Source organism: Frigoribacterium sp. NBH87, from assembly GCF_014217665.1.
Taxonomy (GTDB): Bacteria; Actinomycetota; Actinomycetes; order Actinomycetales; family Microbacteriaceae; genus Frigoribacterium; species Frigoribacterium endophyticum.
In genome coordinates, this window is record NZ_CP043650.1 from 1,208,037 (window position 1) to 1,220,365 (window position 12,329).

Genomic DNA, 12,329 nt, shown 5'->3' on the forward strand with positions numbered 1-12,329 from the left:
GACGCTCACTCTAGGCGTCGGGCACCGGGGCCTGTCGAGGGGTCGCGGGCGGGGCGGGCGGGGTCGCGGGAGGCGCGGGCGGGACTCCGGGCGCGCCCCGCCCCGCCCGCGGCCCCGTGACGACCGCCACGACGCCGACGAGCACGAGCGCGAGGCCCAGCCAGCCGAGCGGCGTCAGGCGCTCGCCCACGACGACGACCGCGAGCAGGGTGGCGACGACGGGCTCGAGCAGCGTCACGGTGGTCGCGCGGGAGCTCGACACCGTGCGGAGCCCGCGGCCGAAGAGCAGGTACGCGATGAACATCGGGCCCAGGGCGAGGTACGCGTGCACGCCGACCGATGTCGCCGACTGCACGATCGACCCGCCCGTCGCGAGCAGGACCGGCACCAGCAGCACGGCCCCGACGCCGAACTGGGCGGCCATGGCGCCCCGCGACGGGTGCCCCTGCTGGATGAGCCGGCCGGCGGTGTAGGTGTAGGCCGCGTAGGCGAGGCCCGCGAGCAGGCCGAGGGCGACGCCGCCCACGAGGCCGGCGCCCGGGGCGAGGGCCTCGCGGGGGTCGGGCCCCGCCCCCGCGACGACCGCGACGTCGGTCGGCGGCCCGGCGTGGCCGACGCTCGCGAGGAGCGCCACGCCCACGACGGCGGCCCCGGCGGAGGCGAGCCAGCGCCGCTCGAGAGGGCGGCGCCGGGCGGGCGGGTCGAGCAGCCGCTCGAGCAGCGCGGCGAACAGGGGCGCCGTGCCGAGCGAGACGACGTTGCCGACGGCGACGCCGGCGAGCGACATCGAGCTGTAGAACGCGAGGGGGTAGACGGCGACCCCGACGGCTCCGGGGGCGATCCAGCGCCAGCTGCCCCCGCCTCCTCGGAGCACCGCCGCGGCGAGGCGCGGGGCCGTGAGTGCCAGCAGGAGGCCACCGACCGTCATGGTGGCGGCCCCCGTCGCCAGCGGGCTGACCGTCCCGCCGACGAGGCTCGCGGCCGTGCCGGTCGTGCCCCAGAGCAGGGCGGCGAGGACGATGGCGATCACCGTCGTCATCGTAGGGCGCGGGCACCGCGCGGGTCTGCCCGTGACGCCGTGGCGCAGGGGCGTGCGGAGCGCCGCCCCCGGACGGCGGGGGCGCGGCCGTCAGGAGGCGCGGGCCGGCTCCTCCCCCGCGCTGAACCGGTCGACGAGGGCCCGCTTGAGCACCTTGCCGCTGGGGCCGATCGGCAGGGCGTCGAGCACGTGGACGACCCGCGGGAACTTGTACGCGGCGATCTCGTCGGAGACGTGGGCGATCAGCTGCTCGGGGGTGGCCGTGGCGCCGGGGCGGAGCACCACCGCCGCCTCGATCTCCTGCCCGTGCACCGCGTGCGGCACACCGAACACGGCCGCCATGGCGACGTCGGGGTGGGTGGCGAGCACCTCCTCGACCTGCCGCGGGTACACGTTGTAGCCGTTGCGGATGATCATGTCCTTCGTGCGGTCGACGATCGTGAGGTAGCCGTCGTCGTCCTTCGTGCCGAGGTCACCGGTGCGGAACCAGCCGTCGACGATGGCCGCGGCCGTGTCGTCGGGGCGGTTCAGGTAGCCGTTCATGAGGTTGTGGCCGCGGATCACGAGCTCGCCGATCTCGCCGTGCGGCAGCAGGACGATCGCGTCGACGGAGCCCGGGTCGGCGATCTCGACGTCGACGCCCCAGATGGGCGTGCCGATCGTGCCGGGCCGCGGCGGGCGGCCGACGTGGTTGAAGGTGGCGACCGGGGAGGTCTCGGTGAGGCCGTAGCCCTCGTGGATCGGAGCGTCGAAGACGGCCTGGAAGCGCTCGAGGACGGCGAGCGGCATGGAGGCGCCGCCCGAGATCGCGTACCGGAGCGCCGGTCGTGCCTCGGTGCGCGTCGCGGCGTCGAGCAGCGCCATGTACATCGTCGGGACGCCCATGAAGATCTCGCAGCCGTGCTCGACCATGGCCGCGAGCGCGCCGTCGCCGTCGAACTTCGGCAGCATGACGATCGTGGCCCCGGCCCGGAATCCGGTGTTCATCGTGCAGGTCTGCCCGAAGGTGTGGAAGAGCGGGAGCGCCCCGAGCAGCACGTCGCCGCGGGTCATGTCGAAGGTCGTCATCAGGTTGGTGTTCACCTGCTCGAGCAGGGCGAAGTGCGAGCCCTCGGCCCCCTTGGGCTGGCCCGTCGTGCCGCTCGTGTAGAGGATGGTGGCGGTGTCGAACGGGTCGCGGGGCACGTAGGTGTCGAGCGGCTCGCTCGCCTCGGCGAGCGCCTCGAGGCGGTCGTGCCCGGTGCCGTGCGGGTCCACGGACGAGGGAGGCGCCAGCACGGTCACGACGTCGACCCCGGCGAGCGCGGCGCCGGCGGCGCCCTCGGCGAGCAGCGGCGCGGCGCAGACGAGCATCGTCGCCCCGCTGTCGCGGAGCACGTACTCGATCTCGTGCTGCTTGAGCAGCGCGTGGACGGGCACCGCGACCGCGCCGAGGGCGAGGGTCGCGTAGTAGACGCGGGGGAAGTCGGCGACGTTGGGCACGAGCATCGCGACGCGGGCGCCCTCGGTGACGCCCTTGGCGCGGAGCGCGCCGGCGTAGGCGAGGGTCTGCGCCCACAGCTCGGCGTAGGTGGTCCGCTGGTCGCCGACGATGACGGCGACGTCGTCGGGGAACCGCCGCGCCGACTCGGCGAGGACAGCGGCGACGGAGGCGGTGGCGCGGGTGGGTGCGGTGCTCCGGTCGCCCGGGGCGCCGGGGCCGGGGCGGGTCCCGGTGCCGGAGCCGGGGCTCGGGCTCGGGCTGGTGCTGGTGCCGGTGCTGGTGCTGGCCGGGGTCTCCGTGGTGCTGGTCATGGGTGGTCTCCGTCTCCGTTGACGTGCGAGTTCCTCGGATCATACGTCTGCATCCGTCCACCGCAGGGGCGAGTGCCAGGTGGCCGGCGAGGTGCCTCAGGTGAGGCTCGCCGGCCTCGTCAGGTGAGGCCGGCGCCGCCGTCCGTCTCCTCGGCCCACTCGCTCCGGCCGACGCCCCGCCGGGCGAGGTCGCGGGCACCGCGTCCCTGACGCAGACGAGCGGGGCGGTGGTGCACGTCGTCGAGCAGAGGTGCGCCGTGGCGGGCTCCGACGTCGGTGGTGAACGCCGTGGGAGGGAGCGACGCGGTGAAGCCGAGCTCGCGGAGCGGCCGGTGCTCGTCCCACACGCCCCGCAGCCCCGAGAGCGCGGCGTCGACGCGGTCGAGCCAGTCGGGGCGCAGGGCGTGCCAGCGGGTCGGGCCGTCGACGACGACGTCGGTGAAGCCGGCGCGGCGCAGGGTGACGAGGTGCCGCGAGACGGCCGACCACCCGATGCCGAGGGACTCGTGAGCGAGCGAGGCGAGGTCGCCGGAGCTGTGCTCGCCGACGCAGAGCTGCTCGATGATCCACACCTCGACCGGGTCGGCCAGCACCTCGAACGGAGTCCGCGAGCGCCGCCAGCTCGGAGCCCGCTGCCCCTGCTCCCGCCCGCGGCCCCGGCCCCGGCCCCGCTCCTGCTCCGCGCCCAGCTCCCCCGCCGCCGCCTCCGTCGGGAGCCCGTCGTGCCCCGAGGAGAAGTCGCCCGCCAGAAAAGCCGATCCACTCCAGAGTGGAGCAGCCCCCTCCGGCCGCCCCCACGACCGCGCTCCCTCCTCCCCAGCTCCTCCACTCCAGAGTGGAACGCGACCCCCCGCCTCACACTGCGGGTCAGCCCCTGCTCCACTCCAGAGTGGAGGAACCCCCTCAGGCCCCTCGTCAGCGCCCGGCCCCATGTCCTGCGCTGCTCCACTCCCCAGTGGAACAGCCGCCTTCGGCGTGGTGGGCTCCGCGGGGGATGCTTCCGTCGCTCCTCCACTCCAGAGTGGATCGACGTTCTCGGCGACCGACCCCGCCGTGCTCACCCGAGCCACCTCCGCGTCAGCACGGCCGGCCGCGGCCGCCGCCGCCCCCGCTCCTCCACTCCAGAGTGGATCGACGTTCTCGGCGACCGACTCCGGGCGCAGCCGCTCGTCGGCCGCCCCGGCCGCCGCACAGGCGACGTCGCGGCCGGCGTCACGGCCGACGGTGCGACCCACCGCTGGCTCGCTCACGTCACACCCCCTCGGGGCGCGGGCGACCGAAGGGCAGGCCCAGCGTCCCCTCGGCGACACGGCGGGCGTGCCGCTGCCCGGCAGGCGAGAGCCGGAAGGCCTCGGCCACGGCCCGACGCGCCTCCGCGGTGCTGCGCGTCGCCCAGGCCGCGTCGATCGCGGCGACCGCGTCGGTCGCCTGCTCCGAGTCGCCGGCCTCGTCGAGGGCCCGCAGCACGTCGACCACGCTGTCGAAGGCCGCCGCCAGCTCGTCGTGCGTGCAGCCCCGCCACGCCGGCTCGGCTCCGCCCCCCTCGACCCGCATCGCGAACCCCGCGTCGACCATCGAGGCCAGCCGCGACGTCACCGCCTCCTCCGTCGTGTCGAGACGGTCCAGGGCCCCGGTGACCAGCGCCTCCCGCGAGACCGCCCCGCCGCCGCCCCCTCCCTCGGCGAGCAGGTCGAGCAGGTAGACGCCCACGGGGTCCGTGGCGATGACGAGGGGAGCAGAGGCGAGACCGGTGACGTTCATGGGGCGAGCGTGCCGCGGCGGCCGACCCGCGACTCCTGCCCGTCGACCGGCCCGGGGAGGACGCCCACGGCGAACGACCTGGGGAGGGCCGGCTGCGAGCCCCCGTCCACAGCCCCCGCGGCTTACCATGGAGGGCTCATGTCTGCCGCTCCCCTGCCTCCGCTCACGATCTCGTACCCCGCCGAGCTGCCCGTCAGCCAGCGGCGCGACGACATCGCCGCCGCGATCCGCGACCACCAGGTCGTGATCGTCGCCGGCTCGACCGGCTCCGGCAAGACCACGCAGCTGCCCAAGATCTGCCTCGAGCTCGGCCGCACCAGCATCGGCCACACGCAGCCCCGGCGCATCGCCGCCCGCACCATCAGCGAGCGCATCGCCGAGGAGCTCGGCCAGGAGGTCGGCGGGCTCGTCGGCTACCAGGTGCGCTTCACCGACAAGGTGTCGAGCGACACGAAGATCAAGCTGATGACCGACGGGATCCTGCTCAACGAGATCCACTTCGACCGCGACCTGAAGCGCTACGACACGATCATCATCGACGAGGCGCACGAGCGCAGCCTCACCATCGACTTCCTGCTCGGCTACCTCAAGCAGCTGCTGCCCCGCCGCCCCGACCTCAAGCTGATCATCACCAGCGCCACCATCGACCCCGAGTCGTTCTCCGCGCACTTCGACGGCGCCCCCATCGTCGAGGTCTCCGGCCGCACCTACCCCGTCGAGATCCGCTACCGGCCGCTCGTCGCCGACGACGCGGCCAGCACGCGCGGCGATGACGACGACGACCTCGACGAGCTCGACGAGGCCCCGCCGCGCCGCGCCGCCGCGTCCGCGCGCTCCCCACAGAAGAACGCCCCCGGGCCCGCGAGGGCGGACGACAAGGACTACCTCCAGGGCATCAACGAGGCCCTCGACGAGCTCGCCCGCGAGTCGAGCGGCGACGTGCTCGTCTTCCTCAGCGGCGAGAACGAGATCCGCGACGCGGAGGACGCCATCCGGGGCCGGAACCTCCCGCACACCGAGGTGCTCCCCCTCTACGGCCGGCTCAGCGCCGCCGACCAGCACCGCGTCTTCCAGCCCAGCACCACCGCCGGCACGAGACGCCGCATCGTCCTCGCGACGAACGTCGCCGAGACCAGCCTCACCGTGCCCGGCATCAAGTACGTCGTCGACGCCGGCACCGCCCGCATCAGCCGCTACTCCACGCGCGCCAAGGTGCAGCGCCTCCCCATCGAGGCCATCTCGCAGGCCAGCGCGAATCAGCGCTCCGGGCGCTCCGGCCGCACGAGCAGCGGCATCGCGATCCGTCTCTACAGCGAGACGGACTTCGAGAAGCGGCCCGAGTTCACCGAGCCCGAGATCCTCCGCACGAACCTCGCCGCCGTCATCCTGCAGATGATCTCGCTCGGGCTCGGCGACATCGCGGCCTTCCCCTTCCTGCAGCCGCCGGACTCCCGCGGCATCAAGGACGGCCTCGACCTCCTCCGCGAGCTCGGCGCCGTCACGCAGGGCGGTCAGATCACGCGCGTCGGCAAGCAGCTGACCCGCCTGCCGATCGACCCCCGCCTCGCCCGCATGGTGGTCGAGTCGAAGACGCAGGGCACCACGCGCGAGGTCATCGCGATCGTCGCGGCCCTCAGCATCCAGGACCCCCGCGAACGCCCCCTCGAGCGCCGCGCGCAGGCCGACGAGAAGCACTCGCGCTTCCGCGACCCCAAGGGCGACTTCCTCACCCTGCTCAACCTCTTCGACTACCTGGAGGACAAGCAGAGGGAGCTCAGCGGCAACGCGTTCAAGCGCCTCTGCCGCGACGAGTTCCTCAACTACCTCCGCGTGCGCGAGTGGCAGGACGTCTTCCGCCAGCTCTCCCGCGCCGCCCGACCGCTCGGCCTGCACGTCGGCGAGCGCAGCGCGAACCCGGACGGGGTGCACCGCAGCCTGCTCGCGGGGCTGCTCAGCCAGATCGGCCTGTTCGACCCGCAGAAGAAGGACTACGTCGGCGCCCGCCAGACGCGCTTCGTGCTCTTCCCCGGCAGCTCGCTCGCGAAGAAGCCGCCGGTCGCGATCATGAGCGCCGAGCTCGTCGAGACGAGCCGGCTGTTCGCCCGCGTCGCGGGGGTCATCGACCCGGCCTGGGCCGAGCCGCTCGCGCCCGACCTCGTGAAGAAGAGCTACGGCGAGCCGCACTGGGAGAAGAAGCAGGGCGCCGTCGTCGCCTACGAGCGCGTGACGCTCTACGGCGTGCCGATCGTGCCCCGCCGCCGCATCCAGTTCTCGCGCATCGACCCGGGCTACGCCCGCGAGCTGTTCATCCGGCACGCGCTGGTCGAGGGCGACTGGGAGAGCCGTCAGGCGTTCGAGGCGAAGAACCAGCAGCTGGTCCGCGAGCTGACCGAGGTCGAGGAGCGCACCCGCCGCCGCGACATCCTCGTCGACGGCGACGCCGCGTTCGAGTTCTTCCAGCGGCGCATCCCCGCCGACGTCACGAGCACCCGCGACTTCGAGGGCTGGTGGCGCACGGCGAAGCAGCAGACCCCCGACCTCCTCACCATGACCGCCGCCGACCTGCTCGGCGACGACGAGCCCGACGTCGACGAGGCGGGCTTCCCGAGCACGTGGCGGCAGGGCGACCAGACGCTGACCCTGCGCTACAAGTTCGAGCCGGGGGCCGACGACGACGGCGTCACGGTGGTCGTCCCCCTGCCGCTGCTGGCGCGCCTCCGCCCGGTCGGCTTCGACTGGCAGGTGCCGGGGCTCCGCGACGAGCTGGTCACGGCGCTGATCAAGTCGCTGCCGAAGCAGATCCGCAAGAACGTCGTGCCCGCCGCCGACTGGGCGTCGAAGATCACCGCCGAGCTGCCCGCCGAGCCGCCGGCCGACGTCGACGAGCCGTTCACCGCGACCGTCGCGACCGTCATCCGCACGCTCACCTACACGCCCGTGGCCGTCGACGACTTCGACCTCGAGCGCGTGCCCGCGCACCTCCGGGTCAGCTACGCCGTCGTCGACGAGCGCGGCCGCACGGTCGGCGTCGACAAGCGCCTCGACGCGCTCCAGGAGCGCCTCAGCGACGACATGCGCGAGAGCGTCGCCCGCGTCACGCAGGGCCAGGGCCAGGGCGAAGGAGGCGCGGGTCGCTCCCGACGAGGCCGCGGCGGCCCGCAGGCGGTCGTCTCGGGCGCCCCCGCGGCGAACGCCATCGAGCGCTCCGGCATCACCAGCTGGGACTTCGACGAGCTGCCGACCGTCGTCGACACGAAGCACGGCGACACCGTCATCCGCGCGTACCCGGCGCTGGTCGACGAGGGCACCTCGGTGGCGATCCGCCTGATGGCGACCCCCGCCGACCAGGCGCTCGAGACGCCCCGCGGCGTCCGCCGGCTGCTCATGCTCGCCGTGCCGAGCCCGGTGGCCTACGTGCAGCAGCACCTGACGGCGCCCGAGAAGCTCATCCTCGCCACGAGCCCGTACCAGAACACCGCCGCGCTCTTCGCGGACTGCCTCGTGGCCGTCGTCGACGACGTGCTGCACCGGGTCAAGCCCGACGGCCAGCTGTACACGAAGAAGGAGTTCCTCACCGTGCGCGACCGGGTCTCGGCCGCCGTGATGGACTCGATGTTCCAGACCGTGTCGCTCGTGGCCCGCACCCTCACGGCGGCGCGCGACGCCGACAAGGCGATGAAGGCGGCGACGAACATGTCGCTGCTGGCCGCCCTCACCGACATGCGGCAGCAGCGCGAGCGGCTGATCTACCCGGGCTTCGTCTCCGCGACCGGGCTGCAGCAGCTGCAGCGCGTGCCCGTCTACCTCGTCGGCGTCACGCGCCGCACGGCGAAGCTGCTCGAGGCGCCGGCGCGCGACCGGGCCTGGCTCACCGAGGTTCAGCAGGCGACGGAGCGGTACGAGGCCGCGGGCGGCACCTTCCCGCCCGCCGCCACCGCGCCTCCGGCACTCGTCCGCGCCCGGTGGCTGCTCGAGGAGTTCCGCGTCAGCCTCTTCGCGCAGGACCTCCGGCCGAGCGAGAGCGTCTCGCTGCAGCGCATCGTCAAGGTGCTCGCCTCCGCCTGACCGCCCGCCGCCCTGCCGCCCGTGCCCCCGGCGCCGGGGGCACGGGCGGCCCCCGCACTAGCCTGGGCAGATGCGCGCGACGGTGAAGGACGTGGCCGCCCTCGCGGGCGTCTCGCCGAAGACCGTCTCGAACGTCATCAACGGCGTCGTCCGGGTCGCCCCCGACACCCGTGGCCGGGTCGAGGCGGCCCTCGCGCAGCTCGACTACGTGCCGAACCTCAGCGCCCGCGGGCTGCGCAACGGCCGCACCGGCGCGATCGCCCTGGCCTTCCCCGACCTGACGACCCCGTACAGCGCCGAGATGTCGCACTGGTTCGTCGAGGTCGCCCACGAGCGAGGCTGGTCGGTGCAGCTCGAGCAGACCGGCGTGCGGCCCGAGCGCGAGCGCGAGCTGCTGCTGCGCGGTCGCGAGCACCTCGTCGACGGCCTCGTGCTGAACCCCGTCAGCCTCGGCGAGAGCGCCATCGTCGGCGCGGAGGACCTCCCGCCGGTCGTCGTGATCGGCGAGGTCGAGCAGCACCTCGTCGACCAGGTGCGCGTCGACAGCGTCACGGCCGCCCGCGACATGACCGAGCACCTGCTCGCCCTCGGCCACCGGCGGATCGCCGTGCTCGGCTGCCCCGGCGAGGGCTTCGACTCGGCCACGGCCCGGGCGCGCACGCTCGGCTGGTCGCAGGCGATGGAGGCAGCGGGGCTGCCGGTGGGCGACGACCTGCGCTGGGCCTGCCGCGCCTGGGAGCCCGAGGCCGGCGCCGCCACGGTCGCCGACGCCCTGGCCCTCGGCGAGGCCCCCGACGCCCTCTTCTGCTTCACCGACTCGCTCGCGATCGGCGCCGTCCACGCCCTCTGGAGCGCCGGCCTGCGGGTGCCCGACGACGTCTCGGTCGCCGGCTTCGACGACATCGCCGACGGCCGGTTCACCCGCCCGCCGCTGACCACCGTCCGCCTCGACAAGCGCCTCTTCGCCGAGCGCACCCTCGAGCTGCTCGCCGCGCGCATCGCCGACCGCGAGCGGGCGCCCGAGCTCGCGGTGATCCCGCACGAGGTGGTGCCCCGCGCGAGCACGGCCCGCCGGGCGCCGCGCTGACGCCGCCCGCCGTCGCGCCGCTTCGCTTTCTGGATGGCGGCTGCCCGTCCGCTGTCAAGCGGTCACGAGGAGTCGCGGGTCGGCCTACCGTCGCACTCCCGTGCACGAGACCGAGAGGCGCCGCCATGTCTGCTGACCAGTACGCATTCGAAGACCCCACCCAGAAGTTCGCCGACATCACCCCGAAGGCCCAGTACCTCGAGGGCGCCGGCACCGACGAGGAGCTCTCGTCGCCCGCCGACCACGGCGAGGAGACCTACCGCGGCTCGGGCCGCCTCGAGGGCCGCAAGGCGCTCATCACGGGAGGCGACTCGGGCATCGGCGCGGCCGTCGCCATCGCCTACGCCCGCGAGGGCGCCGACGTCGCCATCAGCTACCTCGCCGAGGAGGAGGAGGACGCGCAGAAGATCGTCGCCCTCGTCGAGGCCGCCGGCCGCAAGGCCGTCGCCCTGCCGGGCGACATCACCGACCGCGAGTTCTGCACGCAGCTCGTCGAGAAGGCCGTCAGCGAGCTCGGCGGCCTCGACATCCTCGTCAACAACGCGGGCAAGCAGCAGCACGTCGAGGACTTCCTCGAGCTCGACGACGAGAACTTCGACGAGACCTACAAGACCAACGTCTACGCGATGTTCTGGATCACCAAGGCCGCGCTCCCCCACCTCGTGCCCGGCTCGACGATCATCAACACGACGTCGATCCAGGCGTACCAGCCGGCCCCGATGCTCGTCGACTACGCGTCGACCAAGGCCGCGATCAACACCTTCTCCAAGGGCCTCGCCATGCAGCTCGCGCCGAAGGGCATCCGCGTCAACGCGGTCGCCCCCGGCCCGATCTGGACCCCCCTCCAGCCCGCCGGCGGCCAGCCGTCGGACGCGCTGCCCGACGTCGGCAGCCAGACCGCCCTCGGCCGCTGGGGCCAGCCGGCCGAGCTCGCGCCCGCCTACGTGTTCCTGGCGTCGGGCGAGTCGAGCTACGTCGTCGGCGAGACCCTGCACGTCGACGGCGGCATGCCCACGCCGTAGGTCGCACCGCTCTGCCGGAGGGGCCGCTCGCGCATCGTCGCGGGCGGCCCCTCCGTCGTCGGCGGGCGGCCCCGGGGAGGCGCGGGTCGCCTCCGGATCGACGCTTGCGTTCGCGTTACAACGATGTAATGCTGTCCGCAGTCGACGCATCACGAAGGAGTGACCACCGATGACACCCCCTGAGCCCCTGTCCGGCCCGCCCCGCCCCGGCGGCCTCGCCCGCACCGGCCTGGCCGGCCTCTCCCGCCGCAGCCTCCTCCTGGGCGGCGCCGGCATCATGAGCGTGCTGGCGGTGGGCAGCCTGGCGGGCTGTGCGCCCGGCGCGACCACCGCCTCCGGCACTGCCGTCGAGCAGCTCAAGTTCTGGCACCTGCTCAGCGGAGGCGACGGCATCAAGATGTCGGCCCTCGTCGACCAGGCCAACGAGCAGAACCCCGAGTTCCACGCGACGCAGACCGTGCTCGCCTGGGGTACGCCGTACTACACGAAGCTCGCCATGGCCTCGGCCGGCGGCCGCGCCCCCGACGTCGCGATCATGCACGCGTCGCGCGTGCCCGGCTACGCGCCCGGCGGGCTGCTCGACCCGTGGGACATCGACAAGCTCGCCTCGTACGGCCTGCGCGAGCAGGACTTCGCGCCCGCGGTCTGGAAGGCCGGGTTCAACGGCGACCAGCTGTACTCGGTCGCCCTCGACTCGCACCCGTTCATCCTGTTGTACAACACCGACGTCGCCCAGCAGGCCGGGGCCCTCGGGCCCGACGGCCGCCTCGTCGACATCAGCAGCCCCGAGCAGTTCCTCGAGGTCGCGGCCGCCATGCAGGCGGTCACCGGCAAGCACGGCGCCTCGTGGGGGTACCTCAACGACGGCGCCCAGCTCTGGCGCATGTTCTACACGTTCTACAAGCAGCAGGGCGCCGACATGGTGCTCCGCGAGGGCGGCACCGTCGAGTACGACGAGGCCGCCGCGGTCACGGCCCTCGAGTTCATGCAGACGCTGACCGACGGCACCGCCATGGCCACCGCGAGCGACATCCAGTCCGGCATCGCCGAGTTCGTCAGCGGCGAGAGCGGGATGCTCTTCACCGGCGTATGGGAGGTGCCGAGCGCCGAGGCGGCCGGCATCCCCTACGACGCCAGCATCATCCCGACGCTCTTCGGCACGCCGGCCGTCTACGCCGACTCGCACGCCTTCGTGCTGCCCCGGCAGAGCGACGTCGACGACGCGAAGCGGGAGGACGTCTACAAGATGGTCGCCACCATCCTGAAGGACAGCATCTCGTGGGCCGAGGCCGGGCACATCCCCGCCTACGGCCCGGTCGTCGACAGCCCGGAGTACGCGGCGCTCGTGCCGCAGGCCCACTACGCCGAGGCCGCCGAGTACCTCAACTACGACCCGCCGGCCTGATTCTCGGGCTCGGGGTCGGACTTCCAGACGTACTTCCTCGACAGCATCCAGTCCGTGATCCTCGCGAAGGACGACGCGGCCGCGGGCATGCGTGCCTTCGTCGCCCGGGTGGAGACGCAGCTGTCGCGACCGGCCCCCGTCTGAGCCGGCCCGCGC

At 73.7% G+C, this 12,329-nt stretch carries 7 protein-coding genes and 1 pseudogene; 4 read left to right on the forward strand and 4 right to left on the reverse strand.

What is annotated here, in order from left to right; all coding sequences use genetic code 11:
- Positions 1–10: 10 nt before the first annotated feature.
- From F1C15_RS05605 to F1C15_RS05620, 4 genes are all read right to left on the reverse strand, one after another.
- A complete protein-coding gene (locus F1C15_RS05605; protein ID WP_185233482.1) occupies positions 11–1,039 on the reverse strand; it encodes a DMT family transporter in 1,029 nt (342 codons plus the stop codon).
- 90 nt (positions 1,040–1,129) lie between these two features.
- Complete coding sequence (locus F1C15_RS05610; RefSeq protein ID WP_185233484.1) at positions 1,130–2,833, reverse strand: long-chain fatty acid--CoA ligase; 1,704 nt, start codon at positions 2,831–2,833, stop codon at positions 1,130–1,132.
- A 119-nt stretch (positions 2,834–2,952) separates the two neighbouring features.
- A complete protein-coding gene (locus F1C15_RS05615; RefSeq protein ID WP_185233486.1) occupies positions 2,953–3,426 on the reverse strand; it encodes a helix-turn-helix transcriptional regulator in 474 nt (157 codons plus the stop codon).
- A 658-nt stretch (positions 3,427–4,084) separates the two neighbouring features.
- On the reverse strand, positions 4,085–4,594 hold the full coding sequence (locus F1C15_RS05620) for a hypothetical protein (RefSeq protein ID WP_185233488.1): 510 nt from the start codon (positions 4,592–4,594) through the stop codon (positions 4,085–4,087).
- A 138-nt stretch (positions 4,595–4,732) separates the two neighbouring features.
- Between F1C15_RS05620 and hrpA the strand changes: the two genes are divergently transcribed.
- The 4 genes and pseudogenes from hrpA (at position 4,733) to F1C15_RS05640 (ending at position 12,317) form a co-directional block, all read left to right on the forward strand.
- Positions 4,733–8,659 (forward strand): ATP-dependent RNA helicase HrpA, encoded by a 3,927-nt coding sequence (hrpA, locus tag F1C15_RS05625; RefSeq protein WP_185233490.1) that lies wholly within the window; start codon positions 4,733–4,735, stop codon positions 8,657–8,659.
- 70 nt (positions 8,660–8,729) lie between these two features.
- On the forward strand, positions 8,730–9,746 hold the full coding sequence (locus tag F1C15_RS05630) for a LacI family DNA-binding transcriptional regulator (protein WP_185233492.1): 1,017 nt from the start codon (positions 8,730–8,732) through the stop codon (positions 9,744–9,746).
- 125 nt (positions 9,747–9,871) lie between these two features.
- The gene (locus F1C15_RS05635; RefSeq protein ID WP_056056776.1) at positions 9,872–10,768 is read left to right on the forward strand and encodes a glucose 1-dehydrogenase; all 897 of its coding nucleotides are present in this window, start codon (positions 9,872–9,874) and stop codon (positions 10,766–10,768) included.
- A 277-nt stretch (positions 10,769–11,045) separates the two neighbouring features.
- Positions 11,046–12,317, forward strand: a pseudogene (locus F1C15_RS05640) (extracellular solute-binding protein).
- Positions 12,318–12,329 lie beyond the last annotated feature (12 nt).